Consider the following 22,414-nt stretch of genomic DNA (forward strand, 5'->3'; position numbering starts at 1 on the left):
CGGTGCCTCCCCGGGTACGATGCGGAAAACACCGCGTTAGTCGCCTTCTCCGGGGGTGTGTTACACGTTTTCGCGCACTTTCGGCGAAATGCGCACCAGGCTGTGATGGTCGCTTTTCCCGCCGTTTCCGGAATCGGGGAAAATCACCGTCCGTCAGGTGCGGACGGGCAGGATCACCGCCGACGCCCGCCCGGGTCCATGGTGGACTTCCTGGTCGGCGGCCAGCAGCGTCACCGCGGTGGCGTGCGGCTCGCCGGTGCCGGGATTGCGGGCGTAGCGCGGGAAAGCGCCGCTGGACACCTGGACGCGGATGTGGTGCCCGCGCCGGAACCGGTGCGCCGTCGGCCACAGCGTCACCGTGACGGCGGCGAGTTCGTCCGCGTTCTTCAGGCTGGTGAGCCCGTCGCAGACATTGACCGAGCGGCCGTCCGGGCCGACGTCGCAGAGCCGGACGAAAACGTCGGCGAACCGCAGGCTCGACCGGAAGAAGATCTCCGCGCTCACTTCGCCGACGATTTCCACGTCCTCGCCGAGCACGCCGGTCGTATAGGTCAGGACGTCCGCGCGGGCTTCGAGTGCCGTGTTGTCGACGCGGCCCGCGTCGGGTGCCATGCGGACGCCGCCCACCGCGGGCGTCGGGTCCGCCGGGTCGTAGCGGTAGCGGTCCGGCGCGGACTCTCCGGGCTCCTGCCTGGCCAGCGCCCCGCCGGGCTGCAGGTGGAACCGTTGCGGCGCATAGCCTTCCGGCGGCCAGGAGGCGAAGTCGCGCCAGGCTTCCTCGCCCATGACGAACAACCGGACCGGCGCGCGTTCCGGCGGCTGCTCGCCGCGGGCGTGTGCCAGCCCGAACTCCACGGTCTCCCGCAGGGTCAGGCTCGCCCCGGCGACCAGGTCGCCGGCGTGGGTCCACGGCCCGACCGTGAGCCGCGGCCGCCGTCCCGCGTCCTGCAGGGTCCGGAAGTCGCGCAGCTGGCCGGGCAGGAAGATGTCGTACCAGCCCGCGAACGAGCTGGCCGGCACGGTGACGTCCGCGACCCGGGCCCGGTGGTCGAGCCCGGCCCACCTCGGGTGGGTGTCCGGGAAGGCGAGGACGTCCTGGATGTAGTCCGAGCGGTGGCCGATGGCGACGACGTCGGCCTGGGCCAGCGGCAGCGTGCTCAGGGCTTGCTGCAGTTTCTTCGCCTGGCCGCGCCGCCGCAGCAGCGCGAAGCGCCGCTCCTGGGTCGCGACCTGGACGCCCCAGCCGAACGGCGTCTCCAGCGAAAGGCCGTCCTCCCGCAGGAATTCCAGCGTCAGCCCGGACTCGGTGACGTGCGGGATCATCGCCTTGACCTGCGGCGGCAGGCGGTCGGCGACGGCCCACTGCACGTATCCGAGGTAGCTGGCGCCGACGAGCACGATCGCGTCGCCGGCCCACGGCTGCCGCACGAGCCAGTCCAGCGTCGCGAGACCGTCCTCGCGTTCCTGCCGCAGCGGATCGAAGACGCCGCCGGAGCCGAAGCCGCCGCGGGTGCTCTGGACCAGCACCTGGAAGCCGCGCTCGGCCAGCGGCCGCGCCATGAGCGTGCCGAAGGGCAGCCGACGGCCGTAGGGACTGCGCAGCAGCGCGGCCGGCAGGCCGTCCCCGCCGTGGCGGGGTGCCCACCGGTCGGCGAGCAGCTCGACGCCGTCGGGCATCGGGACCCGCAGGTCGCGCTGGACGACGACGTCCCGCGTCGCGGGCGCGGGCAGGCGCAGCAGGCGTTCGAGAAGGCGGCTGATCATCGGCTCGGCTCCTTCGTGATCAGGTCGGTGACGACCGAGCGGATCCGCATGAGCCGTCCGGTGAACTCCTCCGGGTCGAGCGGGTCCGGCCCGTCGACGACCCAGGTGTTGACGAGGGCGCCGGCCCCGCCGGTGAGGAAGGTGGCGAGGTCCTCGACCCCGCGCGGCCCGAGCCGCCGTCCGGCCAGCCTGCCGGTGTGCTCCCGGTTGATCGGCAGGAACACGCTGGTCAGCGCCTGGGTGAGCGCGTACGCGGACGAACTGGTCAGCAGTGCGCGGTAGAACCGCCGGTGCGTGGCGAAGTGGCGCGCCAGCGCGAGCATCGACGCCCGGTCGTCGCCGGGCCCCGCCCCGGACAGCTCACCGAGCAGCTCCCGCCGGACGAGGTCGAGCGCGGCTTCCAGCAGCAGGGCGTCGCGATCGCCGAACTGCTGGTAGAGCACCTGCCTGCTGACGTCGGCCGCGTCGGCGATGTCCGAAACGGGTACGGCGGCGGTGCCCCGGTCCGCGACCAGGTCCACGGCGGCCCGCATCAGGGCGGCGCGCGTCCGGCGCACCCGGCGGTCCTTCGCGGGTGCTTCGGTCGTCCAGTCCGCGTTCACGCCTCCGATAATGGACAGGTGTCAATTAAAAGGCAAGTGTCATTCAGAGCTGGACGGCCTCGCCCAGTGCGGGCGTGAGGACGTCGTAGGGCTCCCCGGCGGCGGCGTCGAGGAACCGGGCCAGCTCGCCGGGCTGCGTGGCGTAGACGCCGTCGACGTGGAAGCCGTCGTAGTGGATCGGCAGCACGGCCTTCGCGCCGAGCAGGCGGGCGGCCACGGCGGCGTGCCCGGCGTCGAGCGCGGCGGGGAACGGGCTGGCCGGACGGCAGTGCGGGAAGCAGACGGCGGGCCCGTTGATCGGCGGCAGCACCGCGTCGAAGGGCCCGAACCGGTGGGCGGCGCGCCACCAGTAGCCGTGGAACATGCTGTCGCCCAGGTGCAGGACGCGCTTGCCGCCCGCTTCGACCGCCCACGACACCTGCGGGTCGCCGATCCCGTCGACCGCGGGGACGGCCGAGATCGTGAACGGCCCGATCGTGGTCGTTTCCCAGAGCCCCATCGCCCGCCGCGGCAGCTGCTGCCGGGTCAGCTCGGCGTCGGCCCGCAGGGTCCACAGGTTCTCGTGGTCGTCGCCGTCGAGCGGCTCGGGGTGCAGGACCGGCGCGCCGGGACGCAGCGCGCGGGCGAGCGCGGCCGCGTCGGTGTGATCGCGGTGCAGGTGCGTGCAGAGCCCGGCCAGCACCTCGCCGTCGGCCGCGGGCGCGACGACCTCGGGCACGGGCGCGCCGGCGGCGCTGCCGTCCAGGACCTCCTCCGGCGTGCCGAGCAGGTCGACGACCAGGCTTTCGCCTGCCGATTCGAGTTCCACCCCGGCCCAGCCGAGCCATCGGACGCGCATGGTGTTCCCCTTCGATTAGCGGACGGTCGTTCGCCAAATTAGCACACGCCCGTTCGCTAAGATGGCCGCATGAGGAACTCCGCCGACGAGGCCCGCCGCACCCGCGACCGCATCGTCGACACCGGCGTGCAGCAGGCCTCCGGCGCGGGACTGGCCGGCCTGACCATCGGCTCGCTGGCCGGCTCCCTCGGGATGAGCAAGGCGGGCGTGGTCGGCCCGTTCGGCTCCCGCGCCGAGCTGCAGCTCGCGGTCCTGACCCGCGCGGTCGCCCTGTTCACCGACGCGATCGTCACCCCGGCACTGGCGGCCGAGCCGGGCCTGGCCCGCCTGCACGCGGCAATCGACGCGTGGTGCGCCTACCTCGCCGACAGCCCGTTCCCCAACGGCTGTTTCGTCACGGCGGCGTCCTGTGAGCTGGACGCCCAGCCGGGGGAGCTGCGCACGTTCCTGCGGGAGCAGGTGACCCGCTGGCGTGGTTTCCTGCGCGAGCAGGTGGTGGTGGCGCGTGAGGCGGGCGAGCTGGGGGCGGGTCTCGATGCCGACGATGTCGTGTCGCTCCTGACCGGTATCGCGATGGCGGCGAACCAGGAGATCCAGCTGCTGGGCGACGCGACGGCGGCAGTCCGCGCCCGGCGGCTGATGCGCACCGCCGTCGGCGGGAGATGATCGCCGGGATGGCAGCATGCAGCCATGTCTTCGACCATGCGGGCGTTCGTGCTCACCGGGCCGCGCGAGTACTCGGTCCAGGAAGTCCCGGCGCCCGAGCCGGTGGCCGGTGAAGTCGTCGTCGACGTCGAACGGGCCGGGGTCTGCGGCACCGACGTCGAGTTCTTCACCGGTGCCATGACCTACCTGCACCAGGGGCACTCGGCGTACCCGATGCGGCTGGGGCACGAGTGGGCGGGCACGGTCTCGGCCGTGGGGGAGGGCGTCGACCCGGCGTGGCTCGGCCGCCGGGTCATGGGGGACACCATGCTGGGCGACCGGGCGTGCCGCCGCTGCCGCAGGGGGCACCAGCACACCTGCGAAAACCGCCAGGAGGTCGGCATCCGCGGGGGCAGGCCGGGTGCGCTGGCCGAGCGGATCGCGGTGCCCGCGTGGTCGCTGCACGCACTGCCCGCCGCGGTGGACCCCGTGCTAGGCGCGCTGGTCGAACCGGGCGGCAACGCGCTGCGCGCGGCACAGGCCACCGGTTACGCCGACCGGGTGCTCGTGCTGGGCCCGGGCACGATCGGGCTGCTGACGGCGATGTTCCTGCGCGCCGCGGGCGCCGAGGTGCACCTGATGGGCGTCGACGACGGCCGGTTCGCCCGCAGCCTCGGGTTCGGGAACGTCTGGACCCGCGCGACGCTCCCGGACCTGCCGTTCGACGCGGTCGTCGACGCGACCGGGGCGTCGGATTCTCCCGCGCTGGCAGTGGATCTGGTCGAGCCCGCGGGCCGGGTCGTCTACATCGGACTGTCCGGCGAGCCGAGCCCGCTCGACACGCGCCTGCTGGTGCTCAAGGACGTCACGGCGGTCGGGGTCCTGTCGGGCTCGCCGGGCCTGGCGGAGACGATCACGGCGTACGCGAGCGGGGCGGTCGACCCCCGCCCCCTCGTGGCGGCGACGGTCGGCTTGACCGAGGTGGGTGCCGTGCTCGCCGGGGAGTACCGCGCGGAAGGCCCGGGCCCGAAGATCCACGTCGACCCGCGGTCGTGAGTGGTAATTCGCGTTCTAACCCGAATTGCCACTCACGACCAGCCGCGGCAGACCGCCGTCGGTACCGGCTCTAGCGGGGCACTGCCAGGGTGGTCGGCCGGGTCCGGCCGCGGAGCAGGACGTCCTCGGTCGCGCTCCAGCGGGCTGCCTCTTCCGCGGCCGCGGCTTCGATTGCCGTCCAGGCGGCGAGGAGGCGGCCCGGGGTGTGCTTGGCCAGCTCCGTCAGCCGGGCGGCTTCGTTGACCGGGTCGCCGATCACCGTGTACTCGAAGCGGCGCGGGTCGCCGACGTTGCCCGCCACCGCGTCGCCGGTCGCGACGCCGATGCCCGCCGGGCCGTCCGGGACCTCCTCGGCCAGGCGGCGGGCGATCGCGCGGCCCGCGGCCAGTGCGCAGGTGGCGTGGCCGGGACGCGGGGCCGGGGCGCCGAAGATCGCCAGCGCCGCGTCGCCGACGAACTTGTTCACCAGCCCGTGGTGGCGGGCGACCTCGTCGACCACCACCGTGAAGAACCGGTTGAGCAGGCCGACGACCTCCTCGGGCGGGCGGCTCGCGGCCAGTGCCGTCGAGCCGACCAGGTCGACGAACAGCACCGACACCGTGCGGACCGTGCCACCCAGTTCCGTGGCCGTGCGCATGGCTTCGTCCGCGACCTCGTGGCCGACGTGCCTGCCGAACAGGTCGCGCAGGCGTTCGCGCTCGGCCAGCCCGGCCGCCATCCCGTTGAACCCGGCCTGCAGCAGGCCCAGCTCGGTGCCGTCGTAGACCGGGATGCGGGTCGCGAAGTCGCCGGCGCGGACGCGGTCCAGCGCCTCGCGCACCGAGGCGATCGGGGTGACGACCGCGCGGGCGGTGAACACGGTGACCAGCAGCCCGAAACACAGCACGACCAGCCCGAGCGCGATGACCGACACGGCGAGCTTCGTCGTGGACACGTCGCCGCGCACCCAGGCCAGCGCCGCGGTGACCACCAGCCCGGCCACCGGCACCCCGGTGCCCAGGCACCAGAACAGCAGCATCCGCAGGTTGACCCCGCCGGTGACCGGCCGCGGCGGCGCGGTCCCGGCCAGCGCCAGTGCCGCGTACGGCCGCAGCGCGAGTTCGCCGAACAGGTAGGCGATCGCGCAGACGACGACCGCGGCGAAGGCCACGACCAGCAGCTCGGTCAGCATCACCGCCGGCTGCACGAGCGCGGCCAGCCCGCCGAAGAGCAGCGTCGCGATGCCCCACAGCGCCGCCTGCACCCACGTGAGCCGCAGCGGGACACGCAGGCTGGCGGTGCGTTCGGCGTCGGTCGGGCGGCGGCCGTCGGCGGCCCAGCGCAGGGTGCGCAGCGCGCCGCGGGTGCCCCACAGCGTGCCGGCGGCGACCGCGGCGACGACGTACACCGGCACGGCGATCGCGGTGACCCGCACCAGGTCGCCGGACATGCCGGGGGCTGGCATGAGCAGTGCCGCGAGGCCGACGACGACCAGCGCGCCGATGACGTTGGTGGCGATCAGGGCGGCCGTGAGCAGGCCCTGGACGCGGCGGCGCAGCGCCGCGATCTCGGGGTGCACCGGGTTCATGCGTTGAGTGTACGGTTGTTCACTGAATTGCTCCAAGACGGGCCGGGGAGTATGTGTTACGGTTGGTAACAGTGAACCGCGGTAACACCTGACGAGGAGGTCGGTCATGACGAGCATCAGCGAACCGGGCGTGTCGGACCGCGAGACGACGGCGCGGCGCCTGCTCGACTCGTCGGAGCAGCTCTCCTACGACCCGCTCAAGGAGGTCGACTGGGAGACGCCGCTGGACACCGCCTACCACGGCGCGAGCCCGGAGTGGAGCACGCTGTACGGCACCTCCTACTGGGACGAGATGACCCCGGAACAGCAGCGCGAGCTGACCCGCCAGGAGGCGGCGTCGGTGGCCAGCACCGGGATCTGGTTCGAGATGATCCTGCAGCAGATGGTGCTGCGCGACTTCTACGCCAAGGACCCCACCGACCCGGCGTTCCAGTGGGCGCTGACCGAGATCGCCGACGAGTGCCGCCACTCGATCATGTTCGCCCGCGGCGCGGCGAAGCTGCGCGCGCCCGCCTACCGGCCGCGCCGGTTCGTCGTCGAGCTGGGCCGGGTGTTCAAGGCGACCGCGTCCGGCGAGGCGGCCTACGCGGCGATCCTCGTCGCCGAAGAGGTCCTCGACGTCATGCAGCGCGACTGGATGCGGGACGAGCGGGTGGTCCCGTTCGTGCGCACCATCAACAACATCCACGTGGTCGAGGAGTCGCGGCACATGAAGTTCGCCCGCGAGGAGACCCGCGAGCGGCTGGCCGGTGCCGGGTGGCTGCGGCGGCAGATCAACGGACTGGTCGTCGCGATCGCGTCGTACTTCATCGTCACCAGCATGGTGAACGCGAAGGTCTACGAGAACGCCGGGCTGGACGGCAAGCGGGCGCGGCGCGAGGCCAGGGCGAACGAGCACCACAAGGCGATGCTGCGCTCCAGCTGTGCCGGGCTGATGGAGTTCCTGCACTCCGCCGGGCTGCTGACCAAGCCGTCGCTGTGGTTCTACCAGCGCGCGAACCTGATCTGACGCGCCATGGCCTTCGCGATCACCCAGACCTGCTGCGCCGACGCGTCGTGTGTGTCGGCCTGCCCGGTCAACTGCATCCACCCGACGCCGGACGAGCCGGACTTCGGGCACACGGACCTGCTCTACATCGACCCGGCCGCCTGCATCGACTGCGGTGCCTGCGCCGACGCGTGCCCGGTGGACGCGATCTTCCCGGCAGGCGACCTGACCGGGCCGCTGCGGGTCTACGAAGAGATCAACGCGGAGTACTACGCGGGCCGGGACGTCCTGGCGGACGTTCCGGCCACGCCGAACTTCCACCGCTGGGCGCCGCCGTCGTTCACCCGGGTCCTCCCGAGCGACTTCGCGCCGCTGGACGTCGCCGTGGTCGGCACCGGGCCGGCGGGCATGTACGCGGTCGAAGACCTGCTGCTGCACACCAACGCGTCGGTGACGCTGATCGACCGCCTGCCGGTCGCGGGCGGCCTGATCCGCTACGGCGTCGCGCCCGACCACCCGTCGACGAAGAAGATCGGCGAGACGTTCGCGCGGTTCCACGACCACCCGCGGCTGCGCCTGAAGCTGGGCACCGAAGCCGGTCCCGGCCTGGCCGGGCGGCACGACGCGGTGATCTACGCGGTCGGCGCGACGCAGGCCCGCCCGCTCGGCGTCCCGGGCGAGGACCTGCCGGGCAGCCTCCCGGCGGCGTCGGTGGTGGGCTGGTACAACGGCCACCCGGACATCGCCGTGGACGCGGTCGACCTGTCGGCGGAACGCGTCGTCGTGGTCGGCGCGGGCAACGTGGCACTGGACATCGCCCGCATCCTCACGGCGGACCCGGACGCGCTGGCGGAGACGCCGATCGCCCCGGCGGCACTGGAGCGGCTGCGGTCGAGCAAGGTCCGCGAGGTGGTCCTGCTGGCCCGCCGCGGCCCGGAGACGGCGGCCTACACGCGCCCGGAACTGCTGGCGCTGGCGGACACGGTGGTGGTCGACGCCCACGACCCCCGCATCGCGGCGGCCGTCGACGCGGCGGCGCCGGGCAGCAAAGCGGCGCTGCTGCGGGGATTGCCGCGCGAGGAGGTCGACTGGTCGGCCCCGCCCCCGGCGGGACGGCGGGTGGTGCTGCGGTTCCATTCGGCCCCGGTGGCGTTCACCGGCGACGCGGAGGTCCGCGGCGTCCGCGTGCCGGGCCCGGCCGGAGAGGTGGAGATCGCGACGGGCCGGGTGGTCCGGGCCGCCGGATTCCGCGGCACACCGGTCCCGGGCCTGCCGTTCGACGCGGCAACGGGAACGGTCCCGAACGCGGCGGGCCGCGTCGACGGGATGCCGGGGACGTACGTGGCGGGCTGGATCAAGCGCGGCCCGTCGGGCGGCATCGGGGCCAACAAGGCGTGCGCGCGCGAGACGGTGGGGGCGTTGCTGGAGGACGCGGTCGCGGGCCGCCTTCCCTTACGCCGCAAGGCCCGCTTGCTGCGCCGCTGAGCGGTGTCCCGGAGTAAAGCCGTGAATGGCACGTTCACGGACATGGAGTCCGTCAATGTGCCATTCACGGCTTTCAGTTCCCGGGCAGGCACCAGTGCGGGCCGCGGGACCAGCCGAGCAGGCGCCGTCCGGGGCTGCCCGGGACGCGGCCGTCGGCCGTGAAGCGGCCGCCCGCCACCACGTGGGCCAGGCCCGTCACCGCCGGGCCGAAACGGGCGTCCAGGCCCGCCCGGGACACCTGGTCCGCGAGCGTGGCCACCGCTGCCCGCTGCTGCTCTCCGGTGCAGAAGCTCAGGAAGAACACCGCCTGCCGCCAGGCGACGGCGACGTTCCGGATCGCGTGGGGGTCGCTCGCCAGGCGGCGGACGGCCCAGGCCAGTGCCTGCCCGGCCAGTTCCGGGCCCGCCGCGCGGAGATGGCCGTGCAGGCCCAGCGTCTCCACCAGCACCGCGAGGTTGTGCGTGGTGAGGATCTGGCTCTGCTCGATCACCGTGCCGTTCGCCGCGACGTAGTCGAGAAGGCCGCCCGTACGGGCTTCGGCCGCGCGGGCCCGGCACAGCTCGGCGAAGCCGCCCGCGGTCCGGCGGTACAGCCTGCGCGTCCAGCGCGGGGACGCCGGCTGCGGCCACGTCTGCGGCAGGTCGTAGTACCGGGCGTACAGCGTGCCCGTCAGGACGCGGCCGGCGATTTCCGCGGCCGTGCGCCACTTTCCGGTGAACGTGCCCGTGAAGATGTCGGCGGCCAGCTCCTCCAGCAACGGCATCGGCGGCCCGAGCGCGCCCAGCTCGCGCACCAGCGTGTTCGGCAGGATCGCGTGCGGGAACGAGCCGAGCGCCAGCAGCACCGTCTGCGTCAGCGTCTGCCGCGCCGCGCGGGCCGCGTCGGGACGCGTGCGCCGGAACGGCTCCAGCGCGCGGATCCACGGCAGCTCTTCGAGCCGGACCTGGTGTTCCAGGTCGAGCAGCAGCAGCCCGCGGCGGCGCCGGAACGCCGCGTACGTCTGCGCGTACAGCGCCGCCAGCTGCTCGTCTTCGATGTTCGCCGCCAGCAGCTGGGCGGTGATCTGCGGCAGGACCGCCGCCAGGACGTCGCCCGAAGGGATCACGCCGCGCGCGACCAGCTCCTCCACCGGCGCCTCCAGGGCCCGCGCCGCCTTCGCGGCCAAGTGCGCCGGAACGTCCTCGACCAGCGGGTCGAGTGCCGGGAGCCCGCCGTCGGCGGGGTAGGCGTCCAGCCGTCCGGCCAGTACGGCGGCCAGCTCGGCGTGGGCCGGGCGCGCGGCCACCTCCGCCTGGACCGCCCGCAGCGCGGCCCGCCGCGGCGAGCCCGGCTCGCCGTGCTTGGTGACCGTGTTGGCCAGGGCGCGGCGGATCCAGCCGACGTCGCGGCCGGTGAGGTCGGCCGAAACGAGCAGTGCCCGGTGCAGCCGCGCGAAGTTGCTCTTCGGGTGCAGGTGGGCGGTCGACGCCCGGTGCCGCGCGCTCGCCGTCGCGTAGTCCGCGAGCCACTGCGCACGGCGCGATTCCCAGCCCTCGGGCCAGGTCCGGCACGGCCACCCGCCGGAGACGCCGTCCGCGGTCAGCCGCGGCAGGCCGCCCTCGACCGTTTCGGCCCACAGGGCGACGAGGCGGTCGTACAGCGGGTGCCACACGCGCAGGGTTTCCCGCATCGCCGTGATCGCGGGCCGGGCCTTCTTCGCCCGCAGGTTCTCGCGGACCTCGCCGACCGTGCTCAGCCGCACCAGCGTCCCGGCGGGCTTCGCGGCCGCGCCGGGCAGCGGGGCCAGGCGCAGCCGGTGCAGCAGCGGGCGCAGCTCGGCCACCAGGTCGAGCGCGGCCTCGGCGTGCCCGTGATCCAGCAGCCAGGCGACCACCGGCAGCGCGGCGTCCTCCGGCACCTCGACGCGGTAGGCCTCGCCGGCCAGCGCGCCGCGCAGCGCGGCGAGCCCGGCGTCGGTGAGGTACCAGAGGTTGAGGCGCTCGCGGTCGGTCGTCCCCGGCGCGCCGGCGGGCAGCAGGGCGCGTTCCGCCTGCTGCAGCGGGACTTCGGCGAGGTACCGGCCGGTGGCGAACCCGCCGTGCGCGACCTCCAGGGTCACCCACGCCGGGGTGTCCGCGACCGGCGTCCGCGAGCCGATCCGCAGCGTCCCGTCGGCCATGCCGGCGAGGACGTCCCGCCACCGCCCGGCCTTGGCGCGCGCCCGGCGGCGGACCGCGGGGTCCGATGTGGACTCCGCGGTGCGCAGCGCGCGTTCCAGCTGCCCGTAGGCGTACCCACGCGACGCCGTCATGTGGAGCTCCCCCTGGTGAAGACGAGACCTGGAGGCAGGATTCGAACCTGCGCCCTCCCGGGAACAGCCGGGTGTTCTGCCTGCTGAACTACTCCAGGGTGCGGGCCGACGATAACCCGCCGCGGGGGAGCGGGGCGAGCGACTTTTCCTAGGCCACGTCGAGAACCGCGGTGCGCGCGGCGAAGGCGTCCGCCGCGGCGAGGTCGAACTCGCCGTGGTCGCTGCCGAGGCCCTGGGCCACCAGCGCGGCGGCCGCGCAGCCCAGCACCGCGGCCTCCCGCGGCGGGCGGCCCAGGCCGAGCCCGCGGAGGAACCCGGCGGAGAACGCGTCGCCGCACCCGGTGGTGTCGACCACCGGGACGTCGAACGCGGGCACGGCGATCGTCTCCTCCGCCGTCACCACCAGGGCACCGCGAGCCCCGAGGGTGACCGCGACGCAGCCGATACCCCGGCCGAGCAGCGCGCGGGCGCCGTCCTGGGGCGTGGCGGCACCCGTGAGCCCGAGCAGCTGTTCTTCGTTGGGCAGCAGGTAGTCCACAAAGGACAGAGCGGGTGCGAGCCAGGCCAGCACGCCCGGATCGCCGGGCGCGAGGAGATCGGCGGAGGTGACCACGCCGGCCGCGCGCGCCGGCGCGAGGATCCGCGCCGCCTGCTCACCGCCCATCAGCTCCGGCCCGCCCAGGTGCAGGTGGGTGGCGCGGGAAATGTGCTCGTGCGGGGCGTCTTCGGGCGCGTAGGCGAGGTTCGCGCCCGGGACGTGGAAGGCGGGACGGCTGCCGTCGGGGCGGATCGGCAGCACCGACGCCGACGTCTGCACGCCTTCCCGCCGCAGCACCAGCGACGTGTCGACGCCGTGCCGGGCGAGCATCGCCAGCAGCAGGTCGCCGATCGGGTCGTCGCCGATCGCGCCCGCGGTGCGGACGGCCGCGCCGAGCTTGGCCAGCGTCACCGCGGTCGCGGCCGCCGTGCCCGCGGGCCCGAAGCGGATCTGCTCGACCAGAGCGGCGCCCTGGCCCTCGGGAATGCCTTCGACCGGCCGGACCTGCACGTCGAACACGTGCGCGCCGAGAGTGACGACCGTCTGCGTCATCGGTGCTCCCCGACCTGCCGGGGACGGCCGTAGCCGCGCTGGACGGCCGCGGCCACGACGGCTTCCTGCTGCCGCGGTTCCAGTACCCGGGGCGCGCCGAGCGTCGCGGCGCGGACGTACAGGCCGCAGGCCCACTCCAGCAGCAGCGCGTTGTCGACGGCGGCTTCGAGGGTCGGGCCGTGCGCGACCGCGCCGTGGTTGGCCAGCAGTGCCGCGGCCTTGCCCTCGAGCGCGGTGAGGATTTCCGCCGCCAGCTCCGCGGACCCGAAGACGGCGAACGGCGCGACGCGGATCGCGCCGCCCAGCGCGAGCTGCTGGTAGTGCACGCAGGGCAGCTCGTCGAGGACCAGCGACACGGCGGTGGCCTGCGGCGAGTGCGTGTGCACCACCGCGCCCGCGCCGTAGCGCCGGTAGATGCCGAGGTGCAGCTCCAGTTCCGAGGTCGGCGCCAGCGTGCCCGCGACGACCGAGCCGTCCAGGTCGACGACCGTGACGTCCTCGGGCGTGGCGCGGCCGAGCGTGACGCCGGTCGCGGTCACCGCCACGTGGTCGCCCGCCCGGACGCTCACGTTGCCCGCGGTGCCGATCAGCAGGCCTTCGCCCGCGAGGCCGTGACACGCACGGGCCACGGACCGGCGTGCCTCGTCGAGAACCGAACTCGCAGCTGCCATGGCCCGAGGCTAGAATAAACGCGAATCAAAGTCACGTTCAGGTTTGGGGAGTGGATGACCGAGCGCCGGGTGCCGCGGCAGGAGCGCTCGCGCCGGAAGCTGGCCCGCGTCCTCGAAGCGGCCGACCGGCTGCTCGCCGAAGAGGGTGTCGAGGCGCTGACCACGACCCGGGTCGCGGCGGAGGCGGGCGTCTCGGTCGGGGCGCTCTACCAGTACCTGCCCGACCGCGACGCGATCACCGAGGCACTGGGCGAGGTCTACCTCGCCCGCCTGGAAGACCTGATGACGGCGTTCGTGCAGCGGGCGGCGGCCGAGAAGTGGCCCGACCCGGTCGGCCTGCTCGTCGACGCCTTCGCCGGGCTGTACCGCGCGGAGCCCGGTTTCCGCGCGCTGTGGCTCGGCCGGGGACTCACCGAGGCAACCCGCGAAGCCGACCGGGCGCACAAACAGGTGATGGCGGCCGGGGTACACCGGGTGCTCGTCGCCCAGGGCCTGGTCCGCGACGACGCGGCAACGGCCTGCCGGACGGCGTTCCTCGCCGCGGACGCCGTGATCCAGGAAGCCTTCCGCGGCGACGGCGATCCCGGGCTGCTGGACCAGCTGAAGGCCATGCTGCGCGCGTACCTCGGACAGCTGCCCCGGCCGTGACCCGTCAGCTCCTGCGGTGGCGGTAGGCGCGCGTCTTCATCCGGTTCCCGCAGCCGGCCGTGGAGCACCACCGCGCGTTGTGCGGCTTGCTGTGGTCGTAGAACACCCAGCCGCAGTCCGGGGCGCCGCAGGACTTCAGCCGCTGCCACGTGCCGTCCGCCGCGGTGAGGACGACCGTAGCCAGGACGTCCGCGAGCGCACCGCGGACGCCTTCGCCGGCACCGCGCAGGCTCAACCGGCCGTCGGCGTGCAACGGCAGGTGCTCGCCGAGCGCGGCGAGGCGGGCCGCCACCGGATCGGGCAGCGAGCCGGTCCGGTTCGCGGTCGTCACCTCCCGCAGGACGGCACGCAGCTCGCGGGCGAGCGTCACGTCGGCGGGCGACGGCGTGCCGTGCCGCCGCAGCCACTGCGCCAGCTCGTCGTCCGGCTGCCTGCCGCCGAAAGTGCGTTCGTCCAGCGTGTTCAAGAAGCCGAAGACCTCCGTGAGCCGCTCCGGCACCCGGTGGAACTCGGCGGCGGGCACCGGCTGGTCCCAGGCCATCGCAACACCACCTAACGGGGTTAGTGTAGCGTCGACACCAGTTAAGCGGTTAGCTAGTGTTGGGAGAGCGATGGTGGACAACGTGCGGAACGCGGTGGTCACGGCGGCGAGCCGGGGAATCGGCCTGGCGGTGGTCCGGGCCCTCGTCGAGGACGGCTACCGGGTGGTCGCGGCGGCCCGGACGGTCAGCGAGGAGCTGAAAGCGCTTACTCCACTGACCATGGCGGTGGACCTGACCACCGGGGACGGTCCCGCCCGGCTGATCGCGCACGCGGAGGCGGAGCTGGGCGGGATCGACCTGCTGGTCAACAACGCCGGTGGCGGCGGGACGCGCCCGGAGGGCTTCCTGTCGGTGTCCGACGAGGACTGGCGCCGCACCCTCGACCTGACGCTGTTCAGCACCATCCGGGCGACCCGCGCGGCGTTGCCGGGCCTGGTGGCCCGCCGCGGGCAGGTGGTGAACATCGGCTCGGTCAACTCGAGGCTGCCCGCGCCCCAGGTCGTCGACTACTCGGCGGCCAAGGCGGCGCTGGCCAACCTGGGCAAGGCGCTGGCCGAGGAGTTCGGGCCGCAGGGCGTGCGGATCAACACGATCTCGCCCGGCCCGGTGCGCACCGAGGTCTGGACGGCCCCGGGCTCGGTGGGGGAGCACCTCGCCCGCCGGGCGGGCGTGCCGCTGGCCGATTTCGTCGAGTCGATGCCCGCGGCCATGGGGTCGTCCACGGGTGTGTTCACCGAACCGTCGGAGATCGGTGCGCTGGTGGTGTTCCTGGCGTCGGGGAAGGCGCCGAACATCAGCGGATCCGACCTGGTGATCGACGGCGGGATGGTGAAGACGGTCTGACCCCGGGTGGCCCGGCGCGGCGTCAACCGGTGGTGGCGACGAGGAACTCCTCGCCGGGCTCAATGCGGAGCCCGTCGGGCCGGTCCGCGAAGTACCGCTCGTTCAGCTCTTCCGACGAAACATGCGTGACGTCACGGAAACCCGCGTCGCGGGCCATCGCCACCGCTTCCTCCGGCGAGAACGTGCTGACGAACGGCGTGCCCGCCGCCCGTGCCTTGGCCGCCGTCGCCTGGAGACCCGCCCGCTGCGAAACGTCCAGAAGGTCCGGTGGCAGCAGGAAAGTCATCGCCAGCGTCGAGCCGGGGGCGAACGCCGCGATCCGGCGCAGGGTCTGCGCGTTCGCCTCCTTCGTCAGGTACATGCTGACGCCCGTGGACGCCACGACCGCCGGTTCGTCCGGCGTGAAGCCCTCGGCCGCCAGGCGGTCCGGCCAGGACTGGCCCGTCTCGAAGTCGACGGCGACCAGGCGCAGCCACGGCGGGATGCCGAGGCCCAGCTCCGCCAGGCGCTGCCGCTTCCATTCCTGCGGGCCAGGTCGGTCGATCTCGAACACCCGCAGCCGGGCCGCCAGATCCGGCCTCCGCTGGGCGAACGTGTCCAGGCCCGCGCCGAGGATCACGTACTGCCCGACACCACTTTCCGCCTGCGCCGCGACCAGGTCCTCGACGAACCGGGCCCGCGCCACCATGCCCGCCCGGTAACGGCCGGCCGTGGCCGGGTCCATGTCGTCGCGGTCCTGCCAGTGCTCGCCCGGGCCGGCCAGGCGCAGGGCGAGGTCGTCGGCGAACACGTGCGGCGGCGGGTCGATCTCGACGTGCAGTGCCCGCCACAACGCCGTCCGCACCGCCGTGCTGTCCGGGGCCGTCACGTCAGGCCGTCACTGGGGCCGACAGCGTCCAGGTGCGCCCGTCCGGGTCGCGGACCGTCATTTCCCGCCTGCCGTAATGGGTTTCCTCGAACGGCGTGACGACCTCGACGATGCCGTCCGCCTCGAAAGCGTCGGCATCGGGAACCTTGAACACGATCTGCGTGCCGATTTCCTGGCTTTCCGGCACTTCGGCGATGAACACCGACGGCCCGTCGCCGTTGCGCAGCTGTCCCGAATTGTGGTCGGTCGCGAATTCGAGTTCGTACCCCAGTGCCTGGAAGAACTTGGCCGCCTTGCCCCAGTTGTGGGTCTCCAGGTAGATCGCTTCGATGCCGTCGGTGGCCATGGTCATTTCTCCTTTTCCGGATCCGGCGCAGTTTCGAGGTAGGCGCGCAGCGCTTCGGCGACCAGCGCCGACAGCGACAGCTCCGCCTCCACGGCGCGGTGCTTGACCTGCCGGATCAGCCCCACCGGCAGGTACACGTTGAACTGCTTGACGTCCTCGGCGCCCACGCATCGAGACTAGCATGCTAGCAAGCTAGTCCGTCAAGATCGCTGCTTGACGTGACCGGGCGGCTCCGTTCAGAATCTTGACCAGCGCGGGGTTGTTAGCGCTAACACGACGACGGAGTCGGAGCGATGCCATGAAGCTGCGCCACGCGCTGTCCGCCCTCCTGCTGATCGCCGGAATCGTCCCGGCGGTGGGCGTGCCCGCGGCCGCGAGCACGACGGCTGCCGAAGCGGCGGTCCCGGCGCCGGTGATGGGCTGGGCGTCGTGGAACACCTTCGCCGCCAAGATCGACTACGCCACCATCAAGGCTCAGGCCGACGCACTGGTTTCGTCCGGGCTCAAGGACGCCGGGTACGACCACGTCAACATCGACGAAGGCTGGTGGCAGGGGACCCGCGACAGCGCGGGCAACATCACCGTCGACACCGCGGAATGGCCCGGCGGGATGCAGGCGATCGCGGACTACCTGCACAGCAAGGGTCTGAAAGCCGGGATCTACACCGACGCCGGCCGCGACGGCTGCGGCTACTACTACCCGACCGGGCGGCCCGCGGCCCCCGGCTCCGGCAGCGAGGGCCACTACCTGCAGGACATGCTGCAGTTCCAGCGCTGGGGCTTCGACTTCGTCAAGGTCGACTGGTGCGGCGGCGACGCCGAAGGACTCGATCCGCAGAGCACCTACCAGGCGATCAGCGACGCCAACCGGGCCGCGACCGCGCAGACCGGCCGCACCCTCACGCTGTCGATCTGCAACTGGGGCAAGAAGAATCCCTGGAACTGGGGCGCCGGGATGGCGCCGATGTGGCGTACCAGCAACGACATCATCTTCTACGGCCAGAGCGCGACCCTCCCGCAGGTGCTGACCAACTTCGACCAGGCGCAGCACCCCGTCTCGCAGCACGCCGGCTATGTCAACGACCCGGACATGCTGACCGTCGGGATGCCCGGCCTGACCGCCGCGCAAGGCCGGACCGAGCTGGCCATGTGGGCCGTCTCGGGTGCGCCGCTGCTGGCGGGCAACAACCTCGCGACGATGAGCGCCGAAACGGCGGCGATCTTCAAGAACCGCGAAGTCATCGCCGTCGACCAGGATCCGCGGGGCCTGCAGGGGGTGAAGGTCGCCGAGGACACCGCCGGGCGCCAGGTGTACGGCAAGGTCCTGAGCGGCTCCGGCAGGCGTGCGGTCCTGCTGCTCAACCGGACCTCGTCGGCGGCGACGATGACCGTGCGGTGGGCCGACCTCGGCCTGACGACGGCGGCGGCGAAGGTGCGCAACCTCTGGGCCGCCCAGGACGTGGGCAGCTTCGGCACCGGCTACAGCGTCAGCGTCCCGGTGAACGACTCGGTCCTGCTGACCGTCCAGGGCACCGACGCCGCGGCGGCGAGTTACCCGGCGAGCGGCTCGCGGTTCACCGGGATCACCGCCGCGGCAACGGGTCTGGCCGTCGCGACGTTCACCTACAGCGCCACCGCCCCGCAGACGGCCACCCTCGCCGTGAACGGCCAGCAGCCGACCGTCCTGGCCTTCCCGGCGACCGGCGGGACGCCGAAAACCGTGTCGGCGGTGGTGTCGCTGGGCAAGGGCAACGCCAACACCCTGACCTTCTCCGGCACCCCGCCGCAGCTGTCCGGCGTCACGATCCTGCCGCTGCCCGGCAGCAACGGTGTCCAGGTAGCGGGTGTCCAATCAGGACGGTGCGTCGACGTGAACGACAACGGCATCGCCAACGGCATCCAGGCCCAGCTGTGGGACTGCGCGGCCGGGCCGAACCAGACGTGGGTGCCGGTCCGCGGCCAGCTCGTCGTCAACGGCACCAAGTGCCTCGACGCCTACAACAGCGGAACCACCAACGGCACGGCCGTGGTCATCTGGGACTGCAACGGCCAGCGCAACCAGCAGTGGACGCTGAACGCCGACGGCACCATCACGAACGCCGTGTCCGGCCTCTGCCTGGACGCCAGTGGCGCGGCCACCGCCAACGGCACGAAGATCATCCTCTGGGCCTGCGGAGGGGGCGCCAACCAGCAGTGGACGCGGCGGTGAACCCTACGACAGTGCGCAGCGGAAGAAATCGCTCAGCTGCGCGCGTTGCCGGGCGAGGCTCCGGTGGGCGTCGACCGTGCCGATGAACGGTGCGAGCGTCGCCGGGGGCAGGCCGAGCTGGGGGAGGAGGACCTGGTAGTCGGTGTAGCTGAAGTGCTCGCCGTCCGGGAGGTGGACCTGGCGGACCGGACCGCGCTGGTGGGCAAGGAACTCCTGCCAGGAAACGTCGGACGCCGCGCTGTGGTCGCCCGCGCTCATGAGCAGGAACGGCCGGTCGAGCCCTTCGGTGGCGACCCGGCCGAAGTCACGGGCCGACAGCGAGTACGCCATGCTGCCGTCGAGGTCGGCTCCCGCGTCGAGGCGGCGGTCGGACACCATGGTCTCGCCGGTGGTGAACCCGCCGCCGGAGTGGCCGAACATCCCGGCCTTCGCGACGTCCACGGCGAGCCCGGCCGGGAGCGGGCGCTGTTCCGCGTCGGGATTTCCGCCACGTGCCAGGACTTCCAGCGCGTCGAGCACGAACCGCGTGTCGGCCACTCGGGTGGCGATCAGCAGCTTCCCGTCGGTTCCCGGTGGCAGGACACGTGGTTCGACGCGGCCGCCGGGGAACTCGACCGCGGCCGGTTCGTGGGTGTGGTCGATCGCGACGGTCACGTACCCCTCGCTGGCCAGCTGTTCCAGCTGCGCGGTGCCGACCGACCGCGGGTATTTCGCGCTGGGTGAATAGAGCAGGACCGGCCGCGGCCCGCCGACCGCGGGCACACCGGCCTTGGCATGGGTGGGAAAGGTGTAGTCCAGCCGGTCGGCGGCGATGCCGAGCTGCCGGGCGTCGTCTTCGGCCACGAGCCGCGCGGCACCGGGGGAGAGGTAGGGCGCCTTCGGCTCGTCGCCGGGCCGGGCCGGATACCGCACGGTGACCATGAGTTCCCGCGGCGTTCCGGCGACCCACGGATCCGCGCGGGCGTGGTCGACGAGGTGCAGATCGACGCTGCCGACGGCGTGCGGCCCGGTGGGCGCGGGCAGCGTGAACCGCGCGGGAGCGGCCACGGCGACCGCGGCGGAGGACGTGAGCAGGACGCCGGTGAGACCGGCGGCGAGGAGTTTTCGCATGGTTCGACCGTATTGCCGGATCGGCAGCGGGACATCGGGATGATCACCGATACCGTCCCGGTTAGGGTGGCCCGGACCGGAGCCCGGGCCACCCGTTCGATCAGAAGCCGTACACCGTCTCGTAAACGCGCTGCTCGGCTGTGTTCGCGACCAGGCCGTTGGCCCACAGCTGGTTGACGCGGGCGCGCTCGGTGGCGTTCGGGACCGCGTTGGTGCAGGACGGGCCGGGGCCGCCGCCCGACATCAGCTCCGAGCACGGGCCCGAGTAGTGGTCGGGCAGCCCGAGGGCGTGGCCGGTCTCGTGCGCCGCGATGCGGGTCGGGTTGTACTGGCGGGCCTGGGTGTAGTCGATGAAGATGGTGCCGCTGCCGTGGCCGTTGGTCGAGGCGTACGAGCCGCGGGGGTCGTTGCCCTCGGTGTAGCGCAGGCTGGCGCCGCCGGAGTTGCGCTCGACCAGCTGGACGTTGGTCACGCTGCGGTTCCAGTTGGCAGCACCGGCGTTGATCACCGACCGGAACGTCGGCGCGCTCGCGGTGCTGTAGTAGACCGTGGTGACCGCGGCTTCCTGCTGGGTGGCGGCGGCCGCGGTGCCGGCGGCGACCGGGGTGACGGCCAGGGCGAGCGCGACGGCGCCGGCCAGGGCGAACTTCCTCGACATCGGAAAGACTCCTCGCAGGGGACGGGGATTTGCCGGGTTTGCGCGCGCTGTCGAAAATTTACCCGCAGTCCACCGAGCCGGGAGCCGACTAACGTAGGGGCCGGGAAGTGGTGATTTCCCAGTACTTCCGGCGGATTGACAAGAAGGTCAGGCGGTCCGCGTCAGGTCCAGCAGCTGCTTTTCGAGTTTCCGCGCCGCCGCGACGTCGATGCCGGCACCCCACAGCGGCGCGGTGCTCGCGCCGTCGGCCGCGGCGACCACCAGGGTCACCACCGCGGCGGGCAGGCCGTCCGCGTGCAGTTCCCGGTCCCACCGCTCGGCGTCCGCGCGGGCCAGCGCCGCGATCTCCGGGATCGAGATCAGCTGGGCGATCAGCGCGATGTTCTCCCGGATCGCGACCTCGTCCTGGGAGGTGTCCAGGGACGCGCGGACGTACGCGCGCGTCAGCCTGCCCGGCGCGGTGTCGGCGGGGTCCAGCGCCGCCTGCACCTCCGCGCGGAAGCCGTCGAGGAGGTCCTGGGCCAGCGCGCGCACCAGCGCGTCCTTGGCCGGGAAGTGGTACAGCAGGCCGCCTTTCGACACGCCGGCTTCGCGGGCGATGTCGTCGAGGGACGCCGAGATGCCGCGGGTGCGGATGGCGGTCGCGGCCGCGTCGAGCAGCGCCCGGCGCGTTTCCTCCGGGCCGCGCCCGGCTTTGCGAGGCATGCTCAGTCCTTTCCGGACGGAATGGTACGCCAGGCGAGCACCGCGGCGACGGCGGTCACGGCGGCCGCGACGAGCGAGGTCGCCTGCATGGCGCCGGTGAACGCCTCGCGCGCCGCCTGGGCGAGCGCGGATTCCGGGTCGAGCACGCCGTCGGCGGCGGCCAGCGAGTCGCGGACCTCGGCCGGAACCGGGCCGCCGGGCAGGAAAGCGCGGTAGAGCACGGTCACCACCGAGCCGAGGAGCGCGATCCCCAGCGCCGCCCCGAGTTCGTAGGCGGTCTCGGAAATCGCCGACGCCGAGCCCGCCTTGTCCCGCGGGACGGCCGACAGCACCGAGTCGACGGTCAGCGTGAGCGCCAGCCCGACCCCGAGCCCGACCGGCACGAGCGTCAGGCCCAGCCACCCGTACTGCGGTGCCTCTTCGGCGAGCGCGACCAGTGCCAGGCCCGCTGCGGCGACGGCGAGGCCCGCCGCGACGGCCCGGCCCTGGCCGAGTGTGCGCACGACCATGCCGACCGCGGCCACGACGGCGATCGACGCCAGTGTCGCGGGCATCTCGGCCAGCCCGGCCTGCAACGGCGAGAACCCGCGGACCAGCTGCAGGTACTGGGAAAAGAAGAACAGCAGGCCCATCAGCGCGAACACGGCGACGAAGCTCGCCAGCACGGCTCCGCTGAAGGCCTTGTTGCGGAACAGCGTCACGTCGATCAGCGGGCTCGCCGCCCGCCGCTGGCGGCGCACGAAGAGGACACCGGCGGTCACGCCGACGACGGCGGCGACGGCCACCTGCGCGTCGAGGCCCGCGCCGACGGCGTGCTTGACCGCGTAGACCAGCGGGACGATCGCGGCGAACGACAGCCCGGCCGAGAGCAGGTCGAACCGGCCGGGACGCGGATCGCGCGACTCCGGCAGCAGCCACGCGCCCGCGGCGAGGAACACGACGACGATCGGCACGTTGATCAGGAACACCGAGCCCCACCAGTAGTGCTCCAGCAGCGTCCCGCCGACCAGCGGCCCGAGCGCGATGCCGCCGCCGGACCCGGCCGACCAGATCGCGACGGCGCGGGTGCGCTCGCGCGGGTCGGGGAACAGCGTGCGGATCAGCGACAGCGTCGACGGCATGATCGTCGCGCCCGCGACGCCGAGCAGCAGCCGGGCGACGACGAGCACGCCCGCGGTGGGGGAGAAGGCGGCGAGTGCGGAGGCGAGCCCGAACGCGGCCGTGCCGAGGAGCAGCACCTTCTTGCGGCCGAAGCGGTCGGCCAGGTTCCCGGCCGTGACGAGCAGCCCGGCCAGTGCAAGGGAGTAGATGTCGCCGATCCAGAGGATCTCGGTGGCCGACGGCGCCAGCTCGCGGGTGAGCGACGGCACGGCGAGGTACAGCACGGTGCCGTCGACGGCGAGCAGGAGCACGGCGCCGACCAGCACGCTCAGCGCCGCCCAGCGGCGCCGCCGGGTCAGGGGCGGAGAGATCGGCAAGGTGGTCATGC

22 protein-coding genes and 1 tRNA gene are annotated in these 22,414 nt (G+C 73.2%); 7 read left to right on the top strand and 16 right to left on the bottom strand.

Annotated features, from left to right (window positions below):
• Positions 1–153: 153 nt before the first annotated feature.
• The 3 genes from ABJI51_RS12085 to ABJI51_RS12095 are packed head-to-tail and all read right to left on the bottom strand — an operon-like array spanning position 154 to position 3,204.
• Complete coding sequence (locus tag ABJI51_RS12085) at positions 154–1,764, bottom strand: CocE/NonD family hydrolase (protein ID WP_348950173.1); 1,611 nt, start codon at positions 1,762–1,764, stop codon at positions 154–156.
• Entirely contained in the window at positions 1,761–2,366 is a 606-nt protein-coding gene (locus ABJI51_RS12090; RefSeq protein WP_348950175.1) for a TetR/AcrR family transcriptional regulator, read from the bottom strand. Before ABJI51_RS12090 ends, ABJI51_RS12085 begins: the two co-directional genes overlap by 4 nt.
• A 43-nt stretch (positions 2,367–2,409) precedes the next feature.
• On the bottom strand, positions 2,410–3,204 hold the full coding sequence (locus ABJI51_RS12095) for an MBL fold metallo-hydrolase (RefSeq protein ID WP_348950177.1): 795 nt from the start codon (positions 3,202–3,204) through the stop codon (positions 2,410–2,412).
• A 69-nt stretch (positions 3,205–3,273) separates the two neighbouring features.
• On the opposite strand from ABJI51_RS12095, the gene ABJI51_RS12100 reads away from it, so the two are divergent.
• Both ABJI51_RS12100 and ABJI51_RS12105 read left to right on the top strand, forming a co-directional pair.
• A complete protein-coding gene (locus ABJI51_RS12100; RefSeq protein WP_348950178.1) occupies positions 3,274–3,870 on the top strand; it encodes a TetR/AcrR family transcriptional regulator in 597 nt (198 codons plus the stop codon).
• Between the two features lie 24 nt (positions 3,871–3,894).
• Complete coding sequence (locus tag ABJI51_RS12105; protein ID WP_348950180.1) at positions 3,895–4,905, top strand: zinc-dependent alcohol dehydrogenase; 1,011 nt, start codon at positions 3,895–3,897, stop codon at positions 4,903–4,905.
• A gap of 70 nt (positions 4,906–4,975) precedes the next feature.
• Here ABJI51_RS12105 and ABJI51_RS12110 read toward each other — a convergent pair whose 3' ends face one another.
• Positions 4,976–6,472: an adenylate/guanylate cyclase domain-containing protein gene (locus ABJI51_RS12110; protein ID WP_348950182.1), complete on the bottom strand. Its 1,497-nt coding sequence runs from the start codon at positions 6,470–6,472 to the stop codon at positions 4,976–4,978.
• Between the two features lie 106 nt (positions 6,473–6,578).
• On the opposite strand from ABJI51_RS12110, the gene ABJI51_RS12115 reads away from it, so the two are divergent.
• On the top strand, positions 6,579–7,481 hold the full coding sequence (locus tag ABJI51_RS12115; protein WP_348950184.1) for an AurF N-oxygenase family protein: 903 nt from the start codon (positions 6,579–6,581) through the stop codon (positions 7,479–7,481).
• 6 nt (positions 7,482–7,487) lie between these two features.
• The gene (locus ABJI51_RS12120) at positions 7,488–8,945 is read left to right on the top strand and encodes an FAD-dependent oxidoreductase (protein ID WP_348950186.1); all 1,458 of its coding nucleotides are present in this window, start codon (positions 7,488–7,490) and stop codon (positions 8,943–8,945) included.
• Positions 8,946–9,018: 73 nt separating this feature from the next.
• Here ABJI51_RS12120 and ABJI51_RS12125 read toward each other — a convergent pair whose 3' ends face one another.
• The 4 genes from ABJI51_RS12125 to ABJI51_RS12140 all read right to left on the bottom strand — a co-directional run bounded on the left by ABJI51_RS12125 (position 9,019) and on the right by ABJI51_RS12140 (position 12,996).
• The gene (locus ABJI51_RS12125; RefSeq protein WP_348950188.1) at positions 9,019–11,235 is read right to left on the bottom strand and encodes a hypothetical protein; all 2,217 of its coding nucleotides are present in this window, start codon (positions 11,233–11,235) and stop codon (positions 9,019–9,021) included.
• 26 nt (positions 11,236–11,261) lie between these two features.
• Positions 11,262–11,333, bottom strand: a tRNA-OTHER gene (locus ABJI51_RS12130).
• A gap of 50 nt (positions 11,334–11,383) precedes the next feature.
• A complete protein-coding gene (locus ABJI51_RS12135) occupies positions 11,384–12,325 on the bottom strand; it encodes a carbohydrate kinase family protein (protein WP_348950190.1) in 942 nt (313 codons plus the stop codon).
• Positions 12,322–12,996 carry a class II aldolase/adducin family protein gene (locus tag ABJI51_RS12140; protein ID WP_348950192.1) on the bottom strand — a complete coding sequence of 225 codons (675 nt, stop codon included), beginning with the start codon at positions 12,994–12,996 and terminating at the stop codon, positions 12,322–12,324. The genes ABJI51_RS12135 and ABJI51_RS12140 overlap by 4 nt, the downstream gene beginning before the upstream one ends.
• A 54-nt stretch (positions 12,997–13,050) precedes the next feature.
• On the opposite strand from ABJI51_RS12140, the gene ABJI51_RS12145 reads away from it, so the two are divergent.
• A complete protein-coding gene (locus ABJI51_RS12145) occupies positions 13,051–13,644 on the top strand; it encodes a TetR/AcrR family transcriptional regulator (protein WP_348950194.1) in 594 nt (197 codons plus the stop codon).
• 4 nt (positions 13,645–13,648) lie between these two features.
• Here ABJI51_RS12145 and ABJI51_RS12150 read toward each other — a convergent pair whose 3' ends face one another.
• Positions 13,649–14,185, bottom strand: coding sequence for a CGNR zinc finger domain-containing protein (locus tag ABJI51_RS12150; protein WP_348950196.1), 537 nt, complete (start codon positions 14,183–14,185; stop codon positions 13,649–13,651).
• A gap of 82 nt (positions 14,186–14,267) precedes the next feature.
• Here ABJI51_RS12150 and ABJI51_RS12155 point away from each other — a divergent pair, with 82 nt between their 5' ends.
• Complete coding sequence (locus tag ABJI51_RS12155; RefSeq protein ID WP_348950198.1) at positions 14,268–15,029, top strand: SDR family NAD(P)-dependent oxidoreductase; 762 nt, start codon at positions 14,268–14,270, stop codon at positions 15,027–15,029.
• A 22-nt stretch (positions 15,030–15,051) separates the two neighbouring features.
• Here the strand turns inward: ABJI51_RS12155 and ABJI51_RS12160 are convergent, their stop codons facing one another.
• From ABJI51_RS12160 to ABJI51_RS12170, 3 genes are read right to left on the bottom strand one after another with little or no spacing between them, the layout of a single operon-like run.
• The gene (locus ABJI51_RS12160; RefSeq protein ID WP_348950199.1) at positions 15,052–15,897 is read right to left on the bottom strand and encodes a class I SAM-dependent methyltransferase; all 846 of its coding nucleotides are present in this window, start codon (positions 15,895–15,897) and stop codon (positions 15,052–15,054) included.
• Position 15,898: 1 nt separating this feature from the next.
• Positions 15,899–16,243, bottom strand: a complete 345-nt coding sequence (locus tag ABJI51_RS12165) for a VOC family protein (RefSeq protein WP_348950836.1) — start codon at positions 16,241–16,243, stop codon at positions 15,899–15,901.
• 2 nt (positions 16,244–16,245) lie between these two features.
• On the bottom strand, positions 16,246–16,410 hold the full coding sequence (locus tag ABJI51_RS12170; RefSeq protein ID WP_348950201.1) for a CopG family transcriptional regulator: 165 nt from the start codon (positions 16,408–16,410) through the stop codon (positions 16,246–16,248).
• A gap of 131 nt (positions 16,411–16,541) precedes the next feature.
• Between ABJI51_RS12170 and ABJI51_RS12175 the strand changes: the two genes are divergently transcribed.
• A complete protein-coding gene (locus ABJI51_RS12175) occupies positions 16,542–18,452 on the top strand; it encodes an RICIN domain-containing protein (RefSeq protein ID WP_348950203.1) in 1,911 nt (636 codons plus the stop codon).
• 3 nt (positions 18,453–18,455) lie between these two features.
• Here the strand turns inward: ABJI51_RS12175 and ABJI51_RS12180 are convergent, their stop codons facing one another.
• The 4 genes from ABJI51_RS12180 to ABJI51_RS12195 all read right to left on the bottom strand — a co-directional run bounded on the left by ABJI51_RS12180 (position 18,456) and on the right by ABJI51_RS12195 (position 22,412).
• Positions 18,456–19,562 (bottom strand): alpha/beta hydrolase, encoded by a 1,107-nt coding sequence (locus tag ABJI51_RS12180; RefSeq protein ID WP_348950204.1) that lies wholly within the window; start codon positions 19,560–19,562, stop codon positions 18,456–18,458.
• Between the two features lie 100 nt (positions 19,563–19,662).
• Positions 19,663–20,220, bottom strand: a complete 558-nt coding sequence (locus ABJI51_RS12185) for a snapalysin family zinc-dependent metalloprotease (protein WP_348950206.1) — start codon at positions 20,218–20,220, stop codon at positions 19,663–19,665.
• A 147-nt stretch (positions 20,221–20,367) separates the two neighbouring features.
• The gene (locus tag ABJI51_RS12190; RefSeq protein WP_348950207.1) at positions 20,368–20,925 is read right to left on the bottom strand and encodes a TetR/AcrR family transcriptional regulator; all 558 of its coding nucleotides are present in this window, start codon (positions 20,923–20,925) and stop codon (positions 20,368–20,370) included.
• 2 nt (positions 20,926–20,927) lie between these two features.
• On the bottom strand, positions 20,928–22,412 hold the full coding sequence (locus ABJI51_RS12195) for an MFS transporter (RefSeq protein WP_348950209.1): 1,485 nt from the start codon (positions 22,410–22,412) through the stop codon (positions 20,928–20,930).
• Between the last annotated feature and the right edge of the window lie 2 nt (positions 22,413–22,414).

Origin of the sequence: Amycolatopsis melonis (assembly GCF_040064235.1) — a bacterium.
GTDB classification, from domain to species: Bacteria; Actinomycetota; Actinomycetes; order Mycobacteriales; family Pseudonocardiaceae; genus Amycolatopsis; species Amycolatopsis melonis.